General features: G+C 57.7%; 22 protein-coding genes. 5 read left to right on the plus strand and 17 right to left on the minus strand.

The window, feature by feature from the left end:
- Position 1 precedes the first annotated feature (1 nt).
- The 8 genes from ugpE to livK all read right to left on the minus strand — a co-directional run bounded on the left by ugpE (position 2) and on the right by livK (position 8,350).
- Complete coding sequence (gene ugpE, locus AC1VYI_RS22945) at positions 2 to 847, minus strand: sn-glycerol-3-phosphate ABC transporter permease UgpE (RefSeq protein ID WP_126304273.1); 846 nt, start codon at positions 845 to 847, stop codon at positions 2 to 4.
- Positions 844 to 1,731 (minus strand): sn-glycerol-3-phosphate ABC transporter permease UgpA, encoded by an 888-nt coding sequence (ugpA, locus tag AC1VYI_RS22950; RefSeq protein ID WP_134866909.1) that lies wholly within the window; start codon positions 1,729 to 1,731, stop codon positions 844 to 846. The genes ugpE and ugpA overlap by 4 nt, the downstream gene beginning before the upstream one ends.
- Positions 1,732 to 1,850: 119 nt before the next feature.
- Positions 1,851 to 3,167 (minus strand): sn-glycerol-3-phosphate ABC transporter substrate-binding protein UgpB, encoded by a 1,317-nt coding sequence (ugpB, locus tag AC1VYI_RS22955; protein WP_226483398.1) that lies wholly within the window; start codon positions 3,165 to 3,167, stop codon positions 1,851 to 1,853.
- A gap of 347 nt (positions 3,168 to 3,514) precedes the next feature.
- Positions 3,515 to 4,228 (minus strand): high-affinity branched-chain amino acid ABC transporter ATP-binding protein LivF, encoded by a 714-nt coding sequence (gene livF / locus AC1VYI_RS22960; RefSeq protein ID WP_008500102.1) that lies wholly within the window; start codon positions 4,226 to 4,228, stop codon positions 3,515 to 3,517.
- 1 nt (position 4,229) lies between these two features.
- Positions 4,230 to 4,997, minus strand: coding sequence for a high-affinity branched-chain amino acid ABC transporter ATP-binding protein LivG (livG, locus tag AC1VYI_RS22965; protein WP_023310024.1), 768 nt, complete (start codon positions 4,995 to 4,997; stop codon positions 4,230 to 4,232).
- Positions 4,994 to 6,271, minus strand: a complete 1,278-nt coding sequence (locus AC1VYI_RS22970; RefSeq protein ID WP_134866910.1) for a high-affinity branched-chain amino acid ABC transporter permease LivM — start codon at positions 6,269 to 6,271, stop codon at positions 4,994 to 4,996. The genes livG and AC1VYI_RS22970 overlap by 4 nt, the downstream gene beginning before the upstream one ends.
- On the minus strand, positions 6,268 to 7,194 hold the full coding sequence (livH, locus tag AC1VYI_RS22975) for a high-affinity branched-chain amino acid ABC transporter permease LivH (RefSeq protein ID WP_008500099.1): 927 nt from the start codon (positions 7,192 to 7,194) through the stop codon (positions 6,268 to 6,270). The genes AC1VYI_RS22970 and livH overlap by 4 nt, the downstream gene beginning before the upstream one ends.
- Before the next feature lie 46 nt (positions 7,195 to 7,240).
- Positions 7,241 to 8,350, minus strand: coding sequence for a high-affinity branched-chain amino acid ABC transporter substrate-binding protein LivK (gene livK / locus AC1VYI_RS22980; protein WP_063408489.1), 1,110 nt, complete (start codon positions 8,348 to 8,350; stop codon positions 7,241 to 7,243).
- A 424-nt stretch (positions 8,351 to 8,774) separates the two neighbouring features.
- Between livK and panM the strand changes: the two genes are divergently transcribed.
- Entirely contained in the window at positions 8,775 to 9,164 is a 390-nt protein-coding gene (gene panM, locus AC1VYI_RS22985; protein ID WP_023310021.1) for an aspartate 1-decarboxylase autocleavage activator PanM, read from the plus strand.
- Between the two features lie 90 nt (positions 9,165 to 9,254).
- On the opposite strand, the gene livJ is transcribed toward panM, so the two are convergent.
- The 6 genes from livJ to ftsY all read right to left on the minus strand — a co-directional run bounded on the left by livJ (position 9,255) and on the right by ftsY (position 16,240).
- Positions 9,255 to 10,355, minus strand: a complete 1,101-nt coding sequence (gene livJ, locus AC1VYI_RS22990) for a branched chain amino acid ABC transporter substrate-binding protein LivJ (RefSeq protein ID WP_021242735.1) — start codon at positions 10,353 to 10,355, stop codon at positions 9,255 to 9,257.
- A 197-nt stretch (positions 10,356 to 10,552) separates the two neighbouring features.
- Positions 10,553 to 11,818, minus strand: coding sequence for a 4-aminobutyrate--2-oxoglutarate transaminase (locus AC1VYI_RS22995; protein ID WP_045355223.1), 1,266 nt, complete (start codon positions 11,816 to 11,818; stop codon positions 10,553 to 10,555).
- A gap of 136 nt (positions 11,819 to 11,954) precedes the next feature.
- Positions 11,955 to 12,812: an RNA polymerase sigma factor RpoH gene (gene rpoH, locus AC1VYI_RS23000; protein WP_134866911.1), complete on the minus strand. Its 858-nt coding sequence runs from the start codon at positions 12,810 to 12,812 to the stop codon at positions 11,955 to 11,957.
- A gap of 251 nt (positions 12,813 to 13,063) precedes the next feature.
- Positions 13,064 to 14,119, minus strand: coding sequence for a permease-like cell division protein FtsX (ftsX, locus tag AC1VYI_RS23005; protein ID WP_023310017.1), 1,056 nt, complete (start codon positions 14,117 to 14,119; stop codon positions 13,064 to 13,066).
- Entirely contained in the window at positions 14,106 to 14,777 is a 672-nt protein-coding gene (ftsE, locus tag AC1VYI_RS23010) for a cell division ATP-binding protein FtsE (protein ID WP_023310016.1), read from the minus strand. Before ftsE ends, ftsX begins: the two co-directional genes overlap by 14 nt.
- A 2-nt stretch (positions 14,778 to 14,779) precedes the next feature.
- Positions 14,780 to 16,240, minus strand: a complete 1,461-nt coding sequence (gene ftsY, locus AC1VYI_RS23015; RefSeq protein WP_134866912.1) for a signal recognition particle-docking protein FtsY — start codon at positions 16,238 to 16,240, stop codon at positions 14,780 to 14,782.
- Between the two features lie 127 nt (positions 16,241 to 16,367).
- Between ftsY and rsmD the strand changes: the two genes are divergently transcribed.
- Both rsmD and AC1VYI_RS23025 read left to right on the plus strand, forming a co-directional pair.
- Positions 16,368 to 16,970, plus strand: a complete 603-nt coding sequence (gene rsmD, locus AC1VYI_RS23020) for a 16S rRNA (guanine(966)-N(2))-methyltransferase (protein WP_134866913.1) — start codon at positions 16,368 to 16,370, stop codon at positions 16,968 to 16,970.
- Positions 16,954 to 17,235, plus strand: a complete 282-nt coding sequence (locus AC1VYI_RS23025) for a DUF1145 family protein (protein WP_010436509.1) — start codon at positions 16,954 to 16,956, stop codon at positions 17,233 to 17,235. Before rsmD ends, AC1VYI_RS23025 begins: the two co-directional genes overlap by 17 nt.
- Positions 17,236 to 17,299: 64 nt before the next feature.
- On the opposite strand, the gene AC1VYI_RS23030 is transcribed toward AC1VYI_RS23025, so the two are convergent.
- The gene (locus AC1VYI_RS23030; RefSeq protein ID WP_047743106.1) at positions 17,300 to 17,659 is read right to left on the minus strand and encodes a DUF2500 domain-containing protein; all 360 of its coding nucleotides are present in this window, start codon (positions 17,657 to 17,659) and stop codon (positions 17,300 to 17,302) included.
- Positions 17,660 to 17,788: 129 nt separating this feature from the next.
- Between AC1VYI_RS23030 and AC1VYI_RS23035 the strand changes: the two genes are divergently transcribed.
- Together AC1VYI_RS23035 and zntA are read left to right on the plus strand one after the other, a co-directional pair.
- Complete coding sequence (locus AC1VYI_RS23035) at positions 17,789 to 18,415, plus strand: lysoplasmalogenase (RefSeq protein ID WP_023310011.1); 627 nt, start codon at positions 17,789 to 17,791, stop codon at positions 18,413 to 18,415.
- Positions 18,416 to 18,491: 76 nt separating this feature from the next.
- Positions 18,492 to 20,663: a Zn(II)/Cd(II)/Pb(II) translocating P-type ATPase ZntA gene (gene zntA / locus AC1VYI_RS23040; RefSeq protein ID WP_134866914.1), complete on the plus strand. Its 2,172-nt coding sequence runs from the start codon at positions 18,492 to 18,494 to the stop codon at positions 20,661 to 20,663.
- Between the two features lie 87 nt (positions 20,664 to 20,750).
- Here zntA and ubiA read toward each other — a convergent pair whose 3' ends face one another.
- Together ubiA and ubiC are read right to left on the minus strand one after the other, a co-directional pair.
- On the minus strand, positions 20,751 to 21,620 hold the full coding sequence (gene ubiA / locus AC1VYI_RS23045) for a 4-hydroxybenzoate octaprenyltransferase (RefSeq protein WP_032662636.1): 870 nt from the start codon (positions 21,618 to 21,620) through the stop codon (positions 20,751 to 20,753).
- A gap of 12 nt (positions 21,621 to 21,632) precedes the next feature.
- Positions 21,633 to 22,130: a chorismate lyase gene (ubiC, locus tag AC1VYI_RS23050; RefSeq protein WP_134866915.1), complete on the minus strand. Its 498-nt coding sequence runs from the start codon at positions 22,128 to 22,130 to the stop codon at positions 21,633 to 21,635.
- Between the last annotated feature and the right edge of the window lie 210 nt (positions 22,131 to 22,340).

A 22,340-nucleotide genomic window follows, 5' to 3' on the forward strand; every position in this document is an offset into this window, starting at 1 on the left:
CTTATTTCTCGCTATCGACCAGGCCGCGGACAAACGCGCGCTGCATGGCTAAAACAATGACTACGGGTGGGATAAGGGTGAGCAGCATCGCCGCCATCACCTGGTTCCAGAGGGTGGTGCCTTCGCCGGTGGCGATCATGCCTTTGATGCCCGCCACGGCGGTGCCGAGGTTGACGTCCTGAATAATCAGCAGCGGCCACAGGTACTGGTTCCAGCCGTAGATAAAGGTGATCACAAACAGCGCCGCAAGGTTGGTTTTCGACAGCGGCAGCACGATGTCGCGGAAGAAGCGCATCGGCGACGCGCCGTCGATGCGTGCCGCTTCAATCAGCTCGTCCGGCAGGGTCATAAAGAACTGGCGGAACAGGAAGGTGGCGGTCGCCGAGGCCATCAGCGGCAGGGTTAAGCCCGCGTAGCTGTCGAGCATCTTCAGGTTGGCGATCACCTCCACCGTCGGGAAGATACGCACCTCTACCGGCAGCATCAGCGTAATGAAGATCATCCAGAAGAAGAGGTTACGCAGCGGAAAGCGGAACCAGACGATGGCGAAGGCCGAAAGCATCGACACCGTAATTTTGCCGACCGTAATGCCAAACGCCATGATGAAGCTGTTGAGCATCATCAGCCAGAACGGCGCACTGTTGGCGCCCACGCCCCGGGTCCAGATGGTCTTCATGTTCTCGAACAGATGCCCGCCGGGGATCAGCGTCATCGGCGTGTCGAACACCGCTCTGGTGTCCAGCGTGGCGGCGACAAACGCCACGTACAGCGGGAAGAGGATAACGATGATCCCTAAAATCAGCATGGTATGGCTGAAAATCGTCAGCCCGCGACGGTTCTCAATCATTGGTAGCGCACCTTACTTTCGACATAGCGGAACTGCACCACCGTGAGGATGATGACGAGGAACATCAGTACGACCGACTGCGCGGCAGAGGCGGAGAGATCCAGCCCCGCAAAGCCTTCGCGGTAGATTTTGTAAATCAGCGTCGTGGTCGCCTGTACCGGACCGCCTGCGGTCGCCGCGTCGATCACCGGGAAGGTGTCGAAGAAGGCGTACACGAGGTTAACCACCAGCAGGAAGAAACTCACCGGGGCGATCAGCGGCAGCGACAGCCTGAAGAAGCGACGAATGGGTCCTGCGCCGTCGATGGCAGCGGCTTCCACCAGCGAGCGCGGGATGGACTGCAGCGCGGCAAAGAAGAACAGGAAGTTGTAGCTGATCTGCTTCCACACCGAGGCGAACACCACCAGAAACATCGCCTGGCCGCTGTTCTGGGCGTGGTTCCAGTCGTAGCCCAGTTCGGCCAGGAAGTGGGTAATCAACCCGCGCCCGGGGTTAAACAGGAAGACCCACAGCACGGCGGCGACGGCGGGAGCCACGGCGTAAGGCAGCAGCATCAGGGTTTGATAAATACGGCTGCCGCGCACTACATAGTCCACCAGCGCGGCGAAAAACAGCGAGGCAACCAGACCGCTGACGGTCACCAGCGCGCTGAACTTCATCGTCGTCCAGAAGGAGTCCAGGTAGTAGCTGTCATGGAACAGCGCGGTAAAGTTGTCCAGGCCAACAAACTGGCTGGAAAGCCCGAACGGATCGACGCTTTGTACCGAGTACCACAGCGCTTCGCCCGCAGGCCAGATAAAGAAGATAACGGTGATGACCAGCTGCGGCGCGACCAACAGGTACGGAAGCCAGCGGGAACGGAACACCGGACGGGATGATGACATTGAGATTTGGTTCCTGGCGATTTCTGTTTTCTCCCTCTCCCTGGGGGAGAGGGTTGGGGTGAGGCATCAGGCCGCATTAATCCGTAGGCCCGGAACGCTGCGCGTCACCGGGCATTTTTTTACGATTTCGTCGACTGCTCAAAGCGGCGCAGCAGCTGATTCCCGCGCTCTACCGCAGAATCCAGCGCCTGCTGTGGCGTTTTCTTCCCGGTCCACACGCTTTCCAGCTCTTCATCCACGATGGTGCGGATCTGCGGCATGTTGCCCAGACGCAGGCCTTTGGTGAACGGCAACGGCGGCTTGTTCAGCATCTGACGCGTCGCGATGTCCGCCCCTGGGTTCTTGCTGTAGAAGCCCTGCTCGCGGGTCAGGTCGTACGCGGCTTTGGTGATCGGCAGGTAGCCGGTCTTCTGATGCCATTCGGCGGCGTTTTCAGGCTTGGCCAGGAAGTCGAGGAACTCGGCCACCCCTTTGTAGGTGCCCTTGTCTTTACCCTGCATCACCCACAGGCTCGCTCCGCCGATGATGGCGTTCTGCGGCGCGCCCTTCACGTCAGCGTCGTACGGCATCATGCCCACGCCGTAGTTGAATTTGGCGTAGTGGCGGATATCCGCCAGCGAGCCGGAAGAGGCGGTGGTAATGGCGCAGTCGCCGCTGTAGAACTTCTCGGTGGATTCGTCTTTACGCCCGAAGTAGCTGAAGTCGCCCTTCTTGTTCAGATCGGCAAGCAGCGCGATGTGCTTCACCTGCTCCGGCTTGTTGAACTCCAGTACCGCATCGGTGCCGTCGAAGCCGTTGTTTTTGGTCGCCACCGGCAGGCCGTGCCAGGCGCTGAAGTTTTCAATCTGGATCCAGCCCTGCCAGCCGCTGGCGTAGCCGCACTTCATCCCCGCCGCTTTCAGCTTCGCGGTGTACTCCGCCAGGTCCTGCCAGGTTTTTGGCGGCTGCTCCGGGTCTAAACCGGCTTTTTTGAAGGCGTCTTTGTTGTAGTACAGCACCGGCGTGGAGCTGTTAAACGGCTGAGACAGCAGATGGCCGGTTTTGGAATCGGTGTAGTAACCCGCTACGGTCGGCACGAACTGGGATTCATCGAAGTTGATGCCCGCTTCTTTGAACACTTCATAGACCGGCTTGATGGCTTTGGAGGCCATCATGGTGGCGGTACCCACTTCATAAACCTGCAACAGCGCCGGCGCGTTGCCGGTACGGAAGGCGGCGATGCCCGCGCTCAGGCTCTGCTCGTAGTTGCCTTTGTACACCGGCACAATTTTGTAATCCGGATGGGCGTCGTTGAAACGCTGCGCCAGGGAGTCAACTTCTTTACCCAACTCCCCTTCCATGGAATGCCAGAACGGAATGGTGGTCACAGCCATTGCGTTCGCCGCAAAAGCCAGACCCAGTGCCAGACCCAAAGCTGTGTGTCGTAACGATGTCATTGTCATCTCTCTTATTGTGCCGGATGCGCGATATCACGCGTTTTATGCTCGCGAGGTAACATGACATGCTCGAATTACAGAAAAATAACTGTTTGTTTACAGATAAGTGACAGTCAGGCGTCAGGGGGATGATGGTTGTGTGAAGGGGGATGGGGGGGTTAGGTGCGGTCTGGAGCCCTCACCCCGACCCTCTCCCACGGGGAGAGGGAGCAAACACTAAAAAAGGCAACTTGCGTTTCCTTTTTGCTTTTACCTCGTGCGGTCTGGTGCTCTCACCCCAGCCCTCTCCCACGGGGAGAGGGAGAAAACATTAAAAAAGGCAACTTGCGTTGCCTTTTTGTTTTTACCTATCCGCCCAGATACGCGCTCCGCACCGCCTCGTTCGCCAGCAGCGCGTCGCCGGTATCCTCCAGCACCACGCGGCCGTTCTCCAGCACGTAGCCACGGTCGGCGAGCTTCAGCGCCTGGTTGGCGTTCTGCTCGACGAGGAAGATAGTCATCCCCTCTTTGCGCAGCTGCTCAATGGTGTCAAAAATCTGCTGGATGATGATCGGCGCCAGACCGAGCGACGGTTCGTCCAGCAGCAGCAGGCGCGGTTGGCTCATCAGCGCGCGGCCAATCGCCAGCATCTGCTGCTCACCGCCGGACATGGTGCCCGCACGCTGGATGCGGCGCTCCCACAGGCGCGGGAAGAGTTCGTATACCCACTTGATGCGGGTCTGGTATTCATCGCGGTGAGCGAAGAAACCGCCCATCGCCAGGTTCTCTTCCACCGTCATACGCGAGAATACGCGGCGCCCTTCCGGAACAATCGCCACCGCCTCGCGCATGATTCTGGCAGTCTGCCAGTCGGTAATGTCTTTACCATCGAACACAATCCGCCCGCTGGTGGCGCGCGGGTCGCCGCACAGGGTGCCGAGCAGCGTAGTTTTGCCCGCGCCGTTGGCGCCAATCAGGGTCACGATTTCACCCTGATTGATATGCAGGCTGACGTCGTGCAGCGCCTGGATCTTGCCGTAGTGCGCGTTGACCTTGTCGAACGTTAACATCGCTTTTTCCATCTTATGCCTCACCAAGGTATGCGCGGATCACGTCCGGGTTGTTGCGGATCTCTTCCGGCGTGCCGTTTGCCAGCGGCGTGCCCTGGTTTACCACGTAGATACGGTCCGAAATGCCCATCACCAGCTTCATGTCGTGCTCAATCAGCAGGATGGTGGTGTCGTGACTGTCGCGCAGCTCGGCAATCAGCTCGTCCAGCTCTTTGGTCTCTTTCGGGTTGAGCCCTGCCGCCGGTTCGTCGAGCATCAGGATTTCCGGCTGCGTCACCATGCAGCGCACAATCTCCAGACGACGCTGGTCACCGTAGGCCAGGTTGCTCGCCTGACGGTTGGCATGCTGCAGCAGGCCAATGCGGTCGAGCCAGGTGGCGGCGCGATCAAGCGCTTCATCCTGCGCGCGGCGGAAGGCCGGGGTTTTCAGCAGGCCGGAGAACAGCCCGGTTTTTAGCTGCTGATGCTGTGCCACCAGCAGGTTCTCAATCACCGTCATCTCGCGGAACAGACGCACGTGCTGGAAGGTACGCACCACGCCCATGCGGGCGATCTGCTGGCCAGGCAGCCCTTCCAGGTGCTGATCGCGCAGCATGATGGTGCCGCCCGTTGGCTTGTAGAAGCCGGTCAGGCAGTTAAAGACCGTGGTTTTCCCCGCGCCGTTCGGACCAATCAGGGAGACAATCTCTTTCTTGTGCAGATCCAGATTCACGTTGTTGACCGCCAGCAGGCCGCCAAAACGCATCATCAGGCCGTTAACGGATAATAATGGCTGACTCATGCCTGCTCTCCTTTCGCTTGCCCGTTCTTCAGCTTCAGCTGTGGACGGGTCATCGGCAGCAGACCCTGCGGACGCCAGACCATCATCAGCACCATCAAACCACCCAGCATCAGCATGCTGTATTCGTTAAAGTCGCGCATCAGCTCGCGTGAGACCACCAGCAGGATGGCCGCGAGGATAACGGCAAACTGCGAGCCCATCCCGCCGAGCACCACAATTGCCAGCACAAAGGCGGATTCGGCAAAGGTGAACGATTCCGGGCTAACGAAGCCCTGACGCGCGGCAAACAGCGTTCCGGCGAAACCAGCAAACGCGGCGCTGATGGTGAACGCGGTCAGCTTGATGCGGGTCGGGTTCAGGCCCAGAGAGCGGCAGGCGATCTCATCTTCACGCAGCGCTTCCCACGCGCGGCCCAGCGGCATGCGCAGCAGGCGGTTGATCACGAACAGGGTAATCACCACCAGCAGCAGCGCCACCAGATAGAGCCAAATCACGCGGTCGGACGGGTCATACTTCACGCCGAAGAAGTTGCTGAAGGTATCCCAGCCGCCTTCGCGGGCGGTACGGCTGAACTCCAGGCCGAAGAAGGTCGGTTTCGGGATCTGGCTGATACCGTTCGGGCCGCCGGTCACTTCGGTGTTGTTGAGCAGCAGGATACGGACGATTTCGCCGAAGCCTAAGGTCACAATCGCCAGGTAGTCACCGCGCAGGCGCAGCACCGGGAAGCCAAGCAGGAAGCCAGCAGCGGCAGAGACCAGCCCCGCCAGCGGCAGGCAGGTCCAGAAGCCGAGACCGTAATAGTGGTTCAGCAGCGCGAAGGTATAGGCGCCGATGGCGTAGAAGCCGCCGTAGCCCAGCACCAGCAGGCCCGAGAGCCCCACGACCACGTTCAGACCGAGGCCGAGAATCACGTAGATCATGGTCAGAGTGGCGATATCCACGGTGCCGCGAGACACCACAAACGGCCACGCCACGGCGGCTACCAGCAGCGCCACGAGGAACAGCTTCTGCTTAACCGTAGAACCGTCGATTGCCGGCAGCACGAATTTCGGACCGGAGACGTTTTTCAGCGTCTTCTGGAACAGCGGACGCAGCAGCTGGAACAGGAACACCACGGCCGTACCGATAAATACCCACTGCCAGCGAATGTCAGCTGCGGTATCGACAACCAGTTTGGTGCCATTCAGCTCAAGCTGGACGCCCATAAAGACGCTGGCCAGCACGAAGAACATGGCGGCAGAGAGCAGCGCCATTGCAAAATGCATCGGTTTCATACTTTCTCTACCTCCGGACGGCCCAGAATACCGGTAGGCATCACCAGCAGAACCAGAATCAGTAGGGCAAACGACACCACGTCTTTATATTCCGTGCTCAGGTACGCCGAGGAGAGCGCTTCCGCCACGCCCAGGATCAGGCCGCCGATCATCGCGCCCGGAATACTGCCGATACCGCCCAGAACCGCCGCGGTGAAGGCTTTCATCCCGGCCATGAAGCCGATGTACGGGTTGATCACGCCGTAGAACTGGCCGAGCAGGACACCCGCCACCGCCGCCATCGCGGCGCCAATCACGAAGGTCAGGGCAATCACGCGGTCGGTGTTGATGCCGAGGAGACTCGCCATCTTCAGGTCTTCCGCGCAGGCGCGGCAGGCGCGTCCCATACGCGAGTAGCGGATGAACAGCGTCAGGGCGAGCATCGCAATAAAGGTCACGACCCAGATAACCAGCTGCATGGTGGTGATAGAGGCCGCGAAGTTTTCGCTGGCCCCCACAATCCACTGGCCGTTAAACAGGCTTGGCAGCGCCACGTCGCGCGAACCTTCGGTCAGGCTGACGTAGTTTTGCAGGAAGATCGACATCCCGATCGCGGAAATCAGCGCAATCAGGCGCTTGGAGCTGCGCACCGGCCGGTAGGCCACGCGCTCAATGCTCCAGCCGTAGGCGCTGGCAATCACAATCGCGCCGACAAACCCGGCGGCGACCAGCAGCCAGCTGCTGTCGATGCCCATCATCATCAGGGCGGCGATAATCATAAAGGAGACGTAGCTACCGATCATGTACACCTCGCCGTGGGCGAAGTTGATCATGCCGATAATGCCGTAAACCATCGTATAGCCGATGGCGATCAGCGCGTAGGTGCTTCCCAGCGTAACGCCGTTAAACATCTGCTGCAGGAAATAGAGAAACTGCTCGGACATATGCAAACCTTTTTATACCCGCCCGTCATGCCGGGCGGTGGGATGATTATTTGGCGGCCGAGGATGAACCGTCGGCGTGCCACTTAAAGACACCAAACTCAAATCCCTTCAGATCGCCTTTCTCATCCCAGTTCAGCGGCCCAATCACGGTGTTCGCCCCGTGTGCTTTTAAATCTTTAACCAGATCCAGCGGTTCTTTGCTGCCGGAGCGATCCAGCGCGGTGGCCAGAGACTGTACGGCCGCGTAGGTGATCCAGACGTACGGACCACTCGGATCTTTCTTCTGCGCCTTGAGCGCATCCACGATAGCCTTGTTGGCCGGATCCTGGTCATAGCGTTTTGGCATCGTCACCAGCATGCCTTCGGCAGAATCCCCCGCGATATTTGACAGGGAGGCATTGCCCACGCCCTCTGGCCCCATAAACTGGGTTTTCAAACCGGTGGCGCGCGCCTGACGCAGCATCTGCCCCATCTCCGGGTAATAGCCGCCGTAGTAAACGAAGTCGATATTCTCTTTTTGCAGACGGGCAATCAGCGCGGAGAAGTCTTTCTCACCGGCGGTAATGCCGTCGAAGAAGACGATGTTCGCGCCGCCTTTTTTCAGGCCGTCCTGCACGGAGCGCGCCAGGCCTTCGCCGTACTGCTGTTTGTCATGAATAATGGCAATGCGCTGTGGCTTAACGGTCTCGAGGATGTATTTGGCAGCGGTGGGGCCCTGCGAGGAGTCCAGACCGGCGGTACGCATGATGTGCTGATAGCCGCGCTGGGTCAGCTCCGGGTTCGTTGCGCCTGGGGTGATCATCAGTATGCCTTCGTCTTCGTAGATATCAGACGCAGGCTGCGTGGAGGATGAGCACAGGTGGCCGATCACATACTGGATACCGTCGTTGACGATTTTGTTGGCGACCGCGACGGCCTGTTTAGGATCGCAGGCGTCGTCATATTCCACGCCCACCAGCTTGTCGCCTTTGATGCCGCCCTTGGCGTTGATGTCTTTGATGGCCTGGCGCGCGCCGTTGAACTCCATGTCACCCCACTGGGCAACAGGGCCGGACATCGCCCCCACTACCGCAACCTTAATGTCGTCTGCCATAGCGGCATGCGAGATCGACAGTGCGACCATCCCCGCGATAAACGTCTTCGCGTTCCTTTTCATCTCTGAATCCCCATTCGTGATGTCGTGTTTATATTTTGTTTTATTATGGTTAAAAAGCATTCTGTACTTTTAATGAACAACGCTATTTTTACCAGTGCCTTTAATGGTTTAGCGCAGGTTTTTGTCAAAAACCAGACTAAAATCTCTATTTTTCAGGCGATTAAGCAAAGATAATATTCTGAAATCAGGCAGAGATAAACAAATAAAAGTGCAGTTTGCAGCATAAAATAACGGTACAAAGCGCCGAATAAATCACTACCGTTCAGGTTAAAATTCTGCTTATTTTTCGATCCATGTGTTTTCAAACTGCCCATCGCGTTGCCAAAAAACTAATCACCTGGTTAATGAGAATAAAAAGAGGAAGCCGCTGAGTGAATAAATTGAGTACACTGCCCCTACTCAATCTGATTTGGACAAGTGGCTAATGAAACTGACTATCGTGCGTCTGGTGACCTTTAGCGACCAGGATCATATCGACCTGGGCAAGATCTGGCCGGAATATTCCCCTTCGTCGCTGCGCGTTGATGAGACCCACCGCATTTATGCCGCGCGTTTTAACGAACGCCTGCTGGCTGCGGTTCGCGTCACCCTGAGCGGTACAGAAGGGGCGCTGGACTCGCTGCGCGTGCGTGACGTCACCCGTCGTCGCGGGGTGGGACAGTATTTAATTGAAGAAGTGATCCGCGAAAACCCGAGCGTGACCTCATGGTGGATGGCTGACGTGGGCGTGGAAGACCGCGGCGTGATGGCGGCGTTTATGCAGGCGTTAGGGTTTACGGCGCAGGAGAGCGGTTGGGAGAAGCGCCAGGGCTGATTTGTGCTGCCTGATGCCCTCACCCCGGCCCTCTCCCACGGGGAGAGGGAGAAAACATTAAAAAAGGCAACTTACGTTGCCTTTTTGCTTTTATTTTGCGTCTGTCGCCGTGCCGTTAGCATGCCAGTCAAACACGCCGAACTCAAAGCCCTTCAGGTCGCCCTTCGTGTCCCAGGAGAGTGGTCCCATGACGGTCTCGACGGTATTCGCTTTCAGCCAGGTGGCAATCTCAGCCGGATCGGCCGACTGGTTCAGGCCCGCCTGCAGCGACTGCAGCGCCGCGTAGGTGGTCCATACGAACGCGCCGCTTGGATCCTGTTTCTTCGCCTTGATGGCATCTACGATAGGTTTGTTCGCAGGGACCTGATCGTAGTTCTTCGGTTTGGTTACCAGCAGGCCTTCGGCTGATTCACCCGCAATGTTAGACAGGGAAACGTTCGCCACGCCTTCCGGGCCCATAAACTGGGTTTTCAGGCCCGCAGCGCGCGCCTGGCGCAGGATCTGGCCCATTTCCGGGTGGTAGCCACCGTAGTAAACGAAATCAATATTCTCTTTCTTCAGACGCGCTACCAGGGTGGAGAAGTCTTTCTCACCGGCAGTGATCCCGTCGAAGAACACCACGTCGGCATTCGCTTTCTTGAGGTTATCCTGCACTGAACGCGCCAGACCTTCACCGTACTGCTGCTTGTCATGAACGATGGCAATGCGCTTCGGCTTCACTTTTTCAACGATGTATTTCGCCGCGGTTGGGCCCTGGTCAGAGTCCAGGCCGGTGGTGCGCAGGGTCAGCTTGTAGCCACGCGCGGTAAGCTCTGGTGCGGTCGCCGCCGGGGTGATCATCAGAATACCTTCGTCTTCGTAGATGTCAGACGCTGGCTGAGTAGAGGAAGAGCACAGGTGACCGATAACGTATTTGATCCCGTCGTTCACCACTTTGTTCGCGACCGCGACCGCTTGTTTCGGGTCACAGGCATCATCATATTTTACGATCTGCAGTTTTTCGCCTTTGATACCGCCCTTAGCATTAATGTCTGCAACCGCCTGTTCAGCGCCGGTAAATTCCTGGTCGCCGTACTGTGCTACCGGACCGGACATTGCGCCAACCACAGCCACCTTGATGTCTGCCTGTGCCATGGTGCTGAATGCCAACGCGATACATCCTGCCAGTAACGCTTTACCCTTCATGTTCATCCTGAGATTCCCCATTATTATGGTTATTACGATTGTTGTGATGTTGTTGTGCAGCGCTTTATGTCAGTTATAGGTGTGCTGTCCGCGCTTTTTCAGCATACTCTGCTAAAACATACCCGATTTTTATGATTTTGGAATAGCTAATTTGAAATGAATATATGATAAGCCCGGCAGGGATTTTCGCCGGGCATATGGCTTTAACGTGTCAGCGACGCGGAGATAATGTCCAGCGCTTTACGGAATTGCGCTTCAGGAATAGTCAGCGGATACAGGAAACGAATGACGTTGCCGTAGACGCCGCAGCTCAGCAGCAGCAGCCCTTCCTGCAACGCGCGATCCTGCACCTGGCGGGTAAATTCCGGCGAAGGCTGACCCGTTTGCGGGTCGTTAAACTCCACCGCCACCATCGAGCCCTGCGCGCGAATGTCAGCGATATACGGGCAGCGTTCCTTCGCCTTATTCAGCACTTCCACCAGGTGGTGGCCAAGATGCGCCGAGCGCGTGCAGAGATCCTCTTCATCAATCACGTCGAGCACGGCATGTGCCGCCGCAATCGCCAGCGGGTTTCCGGCGTAGGTACCGCCCAGCCCGCCAGGCGCGGGTGCGTCCATCACTTCCGCACGGCCAGAAACCGCCGAAAGCGGCATCCCGCCCGCCAGGCTTTTCGCCATGGTGATTAGATCGGGCTTCACGCAGTGGTGTTCCATCGAGAACAGCTTGCCGGTACGGGCAAAGCCGCTTTGCACCTCGTCGGCAATCAGCAAAATACCGTGGGTGTCGCACAGGGCGCGCAGCGCCTGCATAAAATCAGCTGGCGCAATGTTGAAACCGCCCTCTCCCTGAACCGGTTCGAGAATAATGGCCGCGACCTGGTCGGGTGCGATATCCGCTTTAAAGATGCGTTCCAGGCTTTTCAACGCTTCCGCCGTGCTGACGCCGTGCAGTTCATTCGGATACTGCGCGTGATACACCGAACCGGGGAACGGGCCAAAGCCGATCTTATACGGCGCAACTTTGCCGGTCAGCGCCATGGTCATAAAGGTGCGGCCGTGGAACGCGCCGCCAAAGGTGATAAGGCCAGGACGCCTAGTGTAAGCCCGGGCAATTTTGACCGCGTTTTCGACCGCCTCCGCCCCCGTGGAGAAGAACGCGGTTTTGGCCGGACCGTCAACGGGCACGCGCTGGTTGATACGCTCGGCAAGCGCCACATAGCCTTCGTACGGCACAATCTGGTACGCCGTATGGGTAAACGCGTGGAGCTGTTTTTCAATAGCGGAAATGACTTTTGGATGGCGATGGCCGGTATTCAGCACCGCGATCCCGGCGGCGAAGTCGATGTACTCGTTACCTTCCACGTCCCACACCGTGGCGTTTTCAGCTTTATCGGCGTAGAAGTTACACATCACGCCGATGCCGCGCGGCGTCGCCTGTAAACGCCGGTCGTTCAGTTCGTTATTTTTCACCCTGTCCCCCTGAGAAAGTCGCCTGCTTAGCGCATCAGTAAGTGTTTGCCAGGGGGAGGGAATTCGCCAGAGCGGGCGCTAAAAAAACAAAACCCCCAGACTTTCATCCAGGGGTTCTCGGTGTACTTCGCGGAAATTACGCTTCGATAGCGGCGCGAAGTTTTTTCATGGCGTTCTTTTCAAGCTGACGGACACGTTCCGCAGAAACGCCGTAGCGGTCGGCCAGCTCCTGCAGCGTGGACTTGTTGTCTTCGTCCAGCCAGCGGGCGCGGATAATATCCTGGCTACGCTCGTCGAGGCCTTCCATCGCATGGGTCAGCTTGTTCGCGGCCTGATCTTCCCAGTTATCCTCTTCGATGCCGTCAGCAAAGTTAGAGGTTTTATCCTGCAGATACAGAACCGGTGCCATCGGCAGGCTGTCAGATGCGTCGTCGTCGGAGGACATATCAAAGGTCATGTCCTGCGCAGCCATACGGGATTCCATCTCACGCACGTCTTTGCTGGATACGCCCAGCTCGCGCGCCACCATTTCCACTTCATCCTGGTTGAACCAGCCCAGACGCTGCTTGGCTTTACGCAGGTTGAAGAACAGTTTGCGTTGCGCTTTTGTCGTGGCGACTTTCACGATACGCCAGTTGCGCAGCACGTATTCATGAATTTCTGCTTTGATCCAGTGCACAGCGAAGGAGACGAGTCGCACACCCACTTCCGGGTTAAAGCGACGCACAGCCTTCATCAGGCCGATATTACCTTCCTGAATCAAGTCCGCCTGCGGCAGGCCATAGCCCGCATAGTTACGAGCAATGTGAACAACAAAGCGCAGGTGAGACAGGATCAGCTTTTTCGCTGCTTCCAGATCGCCCTGGTAATGCAGCTTTTCAGCAAGCTCCTTTTCTTCCTCGGCCGTTAACATCGGCCAGGTGTTCGCAGCCCGGATATAAGATTCCAGGTTACCAACAGGGGCTAAAGCTAAAGTTTGCATTTCTTTGGTCATTCATTCCTCTCAATGTTTCTTCTGGTCCTGGTCGTCCCCGTCAGGCAACAACCATGCCAAAGCGTTTGAGCAACGAGATTAGCATTCACTCTTTTATCAGACAGTGATTTTATCCACAAGTTCCAGGTGCAACGGTGAATAAATTACGCACAAATTGTGACATGGAGATGATAACAGGGGAAGCGACAACAGGGACGCTTTCCCTGCAGAGCGAGCATCTCGGTGCAGGGAAAGATTATATCACGCTTTTATTAGTCGGGAGTAAAGTGACGTAAATGTTGAACGGTTGCCAGCCAGGCTGCCACCCACCCAATCATCGAACAAACCAGCAGCAGCAACAGGCACTCATCGAAGCCTAAGCCACTGATATCAAACTTCGTTCCGAAAACCTGCGCCACTTCAGTGACGGCAGACGAAAGCCGCATCACCAAAATTTCTGACAATATCAGTGAAAGAAATGCACCGGAAAAACCGAGCAGTGCACCGCCGTAAAGGAACGGTCGGAGGATGAAACCATCCGTTGCACCAATCAGTTTCTGCACGTTGATGGTATCGCGACGGGCGAAAATGCTCAGGCGCACGCTGTTACCGATGACGAGGAAGACCGCCGCCACCATCAGCACGCCAATCATCGCCGCGACGCGTCCTACCAGCCCGGTCAGGGCAGAGAGACGCGCAAACCAGCTGTCGTCCATGCGCACTTCATCAATGCCCTTAATGCGCGTGATGCGATCGCGCAGGGTGTTAAGCGAATCGGTCCCCTGGAAATCCAGCTTCGGGATCACCACCGCAACGGCGGGCAGCGGGTTCTCTTCGAGCATATCCAGCGCGCCGCCAAAGCCAGACCAGTTACGGAACTCGCCCAGCGCGTCTTCACGTGAGAGATAGTTGACCTTCTCCACGCCCTGCTCGGCCTGGATTTGCCCAACCACCTGCGCGGCGGCGTTATCATCGAGCGCTTTATCCATATAGACCGTGATCTGCGGAGACGGATAATACTGTGAGGCCGCCTGGTTGACGTTTTTATAGACCATATAGCAGACGCTTGGCAGCGTCAGGGAGATGGCGATCACCATCACCGTCAGGAACGTCGCCAGCGGTTTGCTTTTCAGATCCTGCAGCGCGCCGTGGAAAGCGTAGCGCACCTGCTCGTTGAACACGTTGGTTTTACGGGAGGCCGGTTTTGGCGCGGCCTTCTGGCGCTTCGGCGCATTACGATTGCCGTCACCACCGCCCTGCGGCTTACGGAAACGGTCAAACCGGTTCCCGAACTGCCGAATCTGGTTTATTGCATCACGCTTGTTCACCGTGGCCTCCGTGCAAATGCCCGTCGCTCAGGGTCAGCATGCGGTACGAACGACGGGAAATGAGCCCGATGTCGTGCGTCGCCATCAATACGGTGACTCCTACGCGGTTAAATTCCTCAAACAGACGCAAAATCCCTTCTGACAGAGCATCGTCCAGGTTACCGGTCGGTTCATCCGCCAGCAGTACGGCAGGCTTGTTCACCACCGCGCGGGCGATGCCCACGCGCTGCTGTTCACCGCCGGAGAGCTGGATCGGGAAGTTCTTCGCTTTGTCCAGCAGCCCGACCTTATCCAGCGCCGCAGAGACGCGACGGCGGATATCGTCATAGCTGGCGCCGGCAATAATCAGCGGAATGGCCACGTTATCGAAAACGGTGCGATCCATCAGCAGGTGGTGATCCTGGAAAATCATGCCGATCTGACGACGCAGGAACGGCACTTCGCGGTTTTTCAGGCGGCTGATCTCATGGCCGCCAAAAAAGATTTTCCCGGCGCTTGGCCGCTCGATCCCACAGATAAGCTTGAGCAGGGTACTTTTCCCCGCGCCGGAATGGCCGGTCAGGAATGCCATCTCGCCCGGCTGCAGGTGGAATGTCACCCCCTGCAGCGCTTGTCTCCCACCGAGATAGGCCTTGCTGACGTGTTCAAAGCGAATCATTGTTAGTCCTCTCGGGCAAATAATGCCTCAATAAAGTCGTCCGCTTTAAACGGACGCAAATCCTCAATACGCTCGCCCACACCGATGTAGCGGATAGGAATGCCGAACTGATCGGCCACGGAGAAAATCACCCCGCCTTTCGCGGTGCCATCCAGCTTGGTCAGCGCGATCCCGGTCAGTCCTACCGCTTCAGTGAACAGCTTCGCCTGGCTGATGGCGTTCTGTCCGGTGCTGGCATCAATGGTCAGCATAATTTCATGCGGCGCGTCTTCGTCCAGCTTCTTCATGACGCGGACGATTTTCTTCAACTCTTCCATCAGGTGCGATTTGTTCTGCAAACGCCCTGCGGTATCGGCAATCAGCACGTCCACGTTGCGCGCCTTCGCCGCCTGGATGGCATCGAAGATCACGGACGCGGAATCCGCGCCGGTATGCTGGGCAATCACCGGAATGTTGTTGCGCTGGCCCCAGACCTGCAGCTGCTCAACCGCTGCCGCGCGGAAGGTATCGCCTGCCGCCAGCATCACCGATTTGCCCTGCTGCTCGAACTGACGCGCCAGCTTGCCGATGGTGGTGGTTTTACCCACGCCGTTTACGCCAACCATCAGAATAACAAATGGCGTTTTGCCTTCAATATTAAGCGGTTCGTCAACTTTTGCGAGAATTTCACCCATCTCGTCTTTCAGCAGGCCGTACAGCGCTTCGGCGTCGCGCAGCTGTTTGCGGCTCGCCCCTTCGGTCAGATTGGCGATGATCTTACGGGTGGTTTCCACGCCGACGTCCGCAATCAGCAGCTGTTCTTCCAGCTCTTCAAAGAGATCGTCGTCGATCTTCTTGCCGCGGAACAGACTGATAAATCCGGAACCTAAGTTTTCTTTGGTTTTGAGCAGGCTGCGCTTCAGGCGCGCGAAGAAACCTTCTTTGGTCGGTTTTTCCTGCTCCTGGACGCTCTCTTCTTCGGCCTGCTCTTCTACCGGCACGACGATGACCGCTTCTTCCGCGGCTTCTGCCGCCAGCGCCTGGGCTTCCAGCTCTTCGTCGGTAAGCTCTGGCTCGAGTGCGGCTTCTTCTTCCACCGCCTCAACAATTTCAACGGTTTCCGCTTCCGCCTGCCACTCTTCGGCAGAAACCTCTTCGGCTTTCACCTCTTCCGGCAGCGGCAGCTCTTCATGTTCGATAACGGCCTGTGGCGCTTCGGTAATGTCCTCAACGATAATCGATTCTGGCTGCTCGCTCTCCTGAACCTGTTCAGTGACCTCAACCACCTCTTGTGCAAAGGATTCAATCTCTTCTTTGCTGTGCGCCGTTTCTTCCGCTTCGACAACCGCGGCGGTTTCTACAGGCGTTTCAGGCTGCGACTGCTCTTCAACGGCTTGTTGCTCTTCGGTTTTCTGTTCTGTTTCTTGCTCTTTTTCACCGAAGCCCAGCCAGGAAAAGAAGCCACGTTTTTTTTGTTTTGCCATCTGCGACTACACTCCTCGCGGCGCTATATACATGGAAGCTAAAAAAATGATGAAATAGTCTAACACTTTACTTAATTGACATCACCGCCCGCAATCGCAGGCCAATTGTTAACAGAGCTTTCCTGAGATGAAGAAACCCAACCGCGCCCCGGCCGGTCAAATTCGTATTATCGGCGGTCAGTGGCGAGGCCGGAAATTACCGGTGCCGGACAGCCCCGGTTTACGCCCTACTACCGACCGCGTGCGCGAGACGCTGTTTAACTGGCTGGCCCCGTCAATGGTAGACGCCCACTGCCTGGACTGCTTCGCCGGAAGCGGCGCGCTGGGGCTGGAAGCGCTGTCGCGCTATGCCGCCAGCGCCACGCTGCTGGAGATGGAGCGCGGCGTTGCGCAGACGCTGCAGCAAAATCTGGCGACGCTAAAGGCGAGCAACGCCAAAGTTGTGAACACCAACACGCTGAGTTTTCTTGCGCAGAAAGGTACGCCGCATAACGTGGTATTTGTCGATCCGCCGTTCCGTAAGGGGCTGCTGGAAGAGGCGTTATCCCTGCTGGAGCAAAACGGCTGGCTGGCGGATGACGCGCTAATTTACGTTGAAAGCGAAGTGGAAAACGGTTTGCCGCCGGTTCCCGCCCACTGGGATCTGCACCGCGAAAAGGTCGCCGGCCAGGTCGCTTATCGTCTGTATCACCGTCAGGCACAAGGAGGCTCCGATGCCGGTACTGATTAACCTGGGACGTTTGCTGATGCTGGGCGTCTGGGCATTTTTGATTTTAAATCTGGTGCACCCGTTCCCGCGCCCGATGAATATTTTCGTTAACGTCGCGCTGATTTTCACGTCGTTCATGCACGCCCTGCAGATGGTGATGCTGAAAAACGGTCTGCCGAAAGACGGCCCGCAGATGACGGGCTGGCAGCAGCTGCGCGTGTTTATTTTCGGCGTGTTTGAACTGCTGGTGTGGATGAAGAAGTTTAAGGCGCAGGTGAAGAAGTAAGGCGCGGCCTGATACCCTCACCCTAACCCTCTCCCACAGGGAGAGGGCCGGGGAGAGGGGAAAATTACCGCTCCGGTTCAAACCCTTCAAACCGCGACCCTTTGTAGCTCAACGTCCCTTTCTCCCCCACCGTCAGCTGATGGTACTGCTGCGCCTCCAGGCGGAAGGTTATCTCCAGGCCGCCCGCTTCCGGCCTAAAGCTCGCTTCATAGCGCATTGCTGTGCCCGCAGGCGTCACCTGCTGCTGGCGCGAGCGGCGGTCGTTGAGCGGTTTCTCGCGTTTGTTGGTCACCTCCACGCGCTTTTGCATCAGCGGCGCGGCATCGTTATCCGCCTTCTCGCGGCGCTGCTGCACGAAACGGAACGAGGCGGCAATGACGATAATCGCCACCACGATAATGAAAAAAAGCGGCATCTTGCTCATTCGACAATCCCATCAGATTTTGCGGAATTCAGGATACCTTGCCTCCCCCGCCATTGCCAAATGCCCGCCCGCGTCACTACACTGGATCAGAAACTGATTATTCAGACTTAACAGATACAGGGAGTTAATATGCTTTGGTCATTTATCGCTGTCTGTTTTTCCGCATGGCTTTATGTCGATGCGTCGTACCGCGGTCCCACCTGGCAGCGCTGGTTGTTTAAACCGGTCACGCTGTTGCTCCTGCTGCTGCTGGCCTGGCAAGCGCCGATGTTCAACGCCGTCAGCTATCTGGTGCTAGCCGGACTGTGTGCATCCCTGATTGGCGATGCCTTAACCCTGCTGCCACGCCAGCGCCTGCTCTACGCCGTTGGGGCGTTCTTCCTGTCGCATCTGCTCTATACCATCTACTTTGCCAGCCAGATGACGCTCTCCTTCTTCTGGCCGCTGCCGCTGGTGCTTCTGGTGATTGGCGCGCTGCTGATTGCGGTGATCTGGTCACGACTGGAAGAGATGCGTTTGCCGGTCTGTACCTTTATCGCCATGACGCTGGTGATGGTGTGGCTGGCGGGCGAGCTGTGGTTCTTCCGTCCGACCGCTCCGGCGATGTCCGCGTTCTTCGGTGCCGCGCTGCTGCTGATCGGGAATATCGTGTGGCTGGGCAGCCACTATCGCCGCCGCTTCCGGGCGGATAACGCGATAGCCTCCGCCTGTTACTTTGCCGGGCATTTCCTGATTGTGCGTTCGCTGTATATCTAAATAGCGCTTGACTCTGGAGTCGACTCCAGAGTGTATGCTGCGGTTAATGAGAAAATTATCATTGCCGGAGACTGCCATGTCGACTCCAGAAATACCTAAAAAAGTTCCTCAATTCTCGGCACTTAAGCTCAGCCCGGCTCCGTCGAAAGACGACTGCTGCTGCGAAGGCGCGTGCGAAACGCAAGCTCAACCCCTTCCTGAAAGCGGCAACCGCTACAGCTGGGTCGTCAACGGAATGGACTGCGCGGCCTGCGCCCGCAAGGTGGAAAACGCCGTCAAGCAGGTGCCGGGCGTGAGTCATGTTCAGGTGCTGTTCGCCACCGAAAAGCTGCTGGTCAGCGCCGATAACGACGTCAGCAAACAGGTTGAAGCCGCAGTCAGCCAGGCGGGCTATACCCTGCGCAGCGAAACGGCGCCCGTTGAAAAAGCCTCTTCCCTGAAAGAAAACCTGCCGCTCATCACCCTCACCATCATGATGGCCCTGAGCTGGGGTCTGGAGCAGATTAAGCATCCGTTCGGCAATCTGGCGTTTATCGCCACCACGCTGGTCGGCCTGTTCCCGATAGCCCGTCAGGCGCTGCGCCTGATGAAAAGCGGCAGCTGGTTTGCAATCGAAACGCTGATGAGCGTGGCGGCAATCGGCGCGCTGTTTATTGGCGCGACGGCAGAAGCGGCGATGGTGCTGCTGCTGTTCTTAATCGGCGAACGTCTTGAGGGCTGGGCGGCGAGCCGGGCGCGTAAAGGGGTCAGCGCGCTGATGGCGCTGAAGCCGGAAACCGCCACTCGCGTGATAAACGGCACGCGTGAAACGGTCGCCATCAATACGCTGCGCCCGGGCGACGTGATTGAGGTGGCCGCAGGGGGGCGTCTGCCCGCAGACGGCGCGCTGCTTGGCGCCACCGCGAGCTTTGATGAAAGCGCCCTGACCGGGGAATCCATTCCGGTAGAGCGGGCCGCGGGTGAAAAAGTGCCTGCTGGCGCCACCAGCGTCGACCGTCTGGTGCAGCTCACCGTGCTTTCCGAGCCGGGCGACAGCGCCATCGACCGTATCCTGAAGCTGATTGAAGAGGCCGAAGAGCGCCGCGCGCCGGTCGAACGCTTTATCGATCGCTTCAGCCGAATTTATACCCCTGCCATCATGCTGGTTGCCCTGCTGGTTACCATCCTGCCACCGCTGTTCTTCGACGCGCCGTGGGAGGGCTGGATTTATAAAGGGCTGACGCTGCTGCTGATTGGCTGCCCGTGCGCGCTGGTGATTTCCACCCCGGCTGCGATTACCTCAGGTCTTGCGGCGGCGGCGCGTCGCGGCGCGCTGATTAAGGGCGGCGCGGCGCTGGAGCAGCTGAGCCAGGTTCAGCATATCGCCTTCGATAAAACCGGTACGTTAACCGTGGGTAAGCCGCAGGTGACCGGCGTATATCCGCAGGACATCAGTGAAGATGAGCTGCTGACCCTGGCCGCCGCCGTTGAACAGGGGTCCACTCACCCGCTGGCGCAGGCGATTGTGCGTGAAGCGCAGGCGCGCGGGCTGGACATCCCTCCGGCAACCGCCCAGCGGGCGCTGGTCGGGTCAGGGATTGAGGCCATTGTTGACGGTAAAAAGGTGCTGATTGTCGCGGCGGGCAAGTCTTCTAATCCAGAGGTTGAGGCGTTAGAACAGACCGGACAAACCGTCGTGACCGTTATGCAGGACGGCGTCGCGAAAGGGATGCTGGCGCTGCGCGATACCCTGCGCGATGACGCCAAAGGAGCCGTGGCGGCGCTGCACAAGCTGAGCGTGCAGGGCGTTATACTCACCGGTGATAACCCTCGCGCGGCGGCAGCGATTGCCGGTGAGCTGGGGCTGGAGTTTAAAGCCGGACTGTTGCCTGCGGATAAGGTCAGCGCCGTGACGGAGCTGAACGCTCGCGCGCCGCTGGCAATGGTCGGTGACGGGATTAACGATGCCCCGGCGATGAAAGCGTCCACCATCGGTATAGCGATGGGCAGCGGTACCGACGTGGCGCTGGAAACGGCTGACGCGGCATTGACGCACAACCGCCTGACCGGGCTGGCGCAGATGATTAGCCTGGCGCGCGCGACGCGGGCCAACATCCGTCAGAACATTGGCATTGCGCTCGGGCTGAAAGGAATTTTCCTCGTGACGACGCTGCTCGGCATGACCGGATTGTGGCTGGCGGTGCTGGCGGATACCGGGGCAACGGTACTGGTGACGGCGAACGCGCTCCGGCTGCTGCGTCGCCGATAAAAAAAGCCCGGTGGCGCTAGCGCTTACCGGGCCTCCATGTCCTGCTAACTCGTAGGTCGGGTAAGGCGAAGCCGCCACCCGACTTTTTTATAAGAAATAGCTCATCGCCAGGCCTAAAAACAGCACCAGACCAACGTAGTTATTGTTCATAAACGCTTTAAAACAGGCGTCACGTTCACGCTTCGCAATCAGCTTTTGCTGATAAGCAAACAGCAGTCCCGCCACCAGCACGGACCAGTAAAACTCCCAGTTCAGCCCGTTCAGGCGACCGATCGCAACCATCAGCGCCAGTACCGCAACCTGCAGGATACCGATAATCAGCTTGTCCTGACGACCAAAGAGGATGGCGGTGGATTTGATGCCAATCTTCAGGTCATCGTCGCGATCTACCATCGCGTATTGCGTGTCATACGCCACGGCCCAGAGAATGTTCGCCAGGAACATCAGCCAGCAGCTGAGCGGTAAGGACTCACTAACCGCCGCAAACGCCATCGGAATCGACCAGCCAAACGCTGCGCCCAGCACCACCTGAGGCAGGTGGGTATAGCGCTTCATAAACGGATAAACCCAGGCTAACGCCAGCGCCGCAACGGAAAGCAGAATGGTCATGGTGTTGAGGGTTAACACCAGCAGGAAAGAGAGCAGCACCAGAACAATGAACAGCACGCGGGCTTCTTTCCCGGTGACCTGCCCGCTGGGTAACGGACGACCGGCAGTACGCTTAACATGACCGTCGAATTTACGATCGGCATAGTCATTCACCACGCAGCCCGCCGCGCGCATCAGCCAGACGCCGGCAACGAACACGGCCAGGATCCACAGCGGCGGCACGCCCGGCGTGGCGAGCCACAGCGCCCATAGGGTCGGCCACAGCAACAGTAACGCGCCAATGGGTTTATCGGTACGCATTAAGCGGTGATACGCCAACAGCTTATTCTGCGTCAGGCTCCACTCCATTTTTTCTTCCTCTTAGTACAACGGTGATGCCGGTAAAAAAAGCTCCGTCAGAATTAACGGTTTACCGCTCAGGCGAAGGCGGGAACGACGCCCCCAGAGTTCGGCATCACGACCAATCTCAATAAAATCCCGGGTAAGCTCAGACGAGGTGAAAAGGTAACGCCCCAGCGGCGTTTTCCCCAGACGTTGCAGCGCCAGCTCTGGTCCGGAAAGGGTGGACTCGGGGACCACCGTCCGCCCGGCAAGCCAAGGCTCACCATCAGCACAGAGTAAAATTTCGCGCAGCCAGTAGCGTGGTTCGTGCGGCAGCAGCGGCAGCTCGCTGGCGATCTCATAGCCAGAGACAAACCCTTCCTGAATCAGGGTCACCGTGACCGTTTTTCCCTGCTGCTCAAAACGTTTTGTCATGGAATCTTCCAGCAACAGCCAGTCCAGCTGCTGCGGATCAAGCGCAGGTATTTGGTCGAAATAGCGCAGCGCACGCAGTTGCGTTAGCGCAGGGTGTGACATGCCAGACTCTCCGATACATAACGTAATGGCATTGTATCGCAGAAACACGGATTGAGGGGGGCCAAACGTTATTTAACGATCACGATCGCAACATGGGCGCAACAACGCTGGATATATGTTCGCGGCAGCAACAGCAGACTTGATTTTGATTAAGTATCGCACGGCTAAATTGTGAGCTAATGCAGCTCTTGGGAAGGAATATCAGGAACT

It is taken from the genome of Enterobacter sp. QK-SA4 (genome assembly GCF_056856775.1).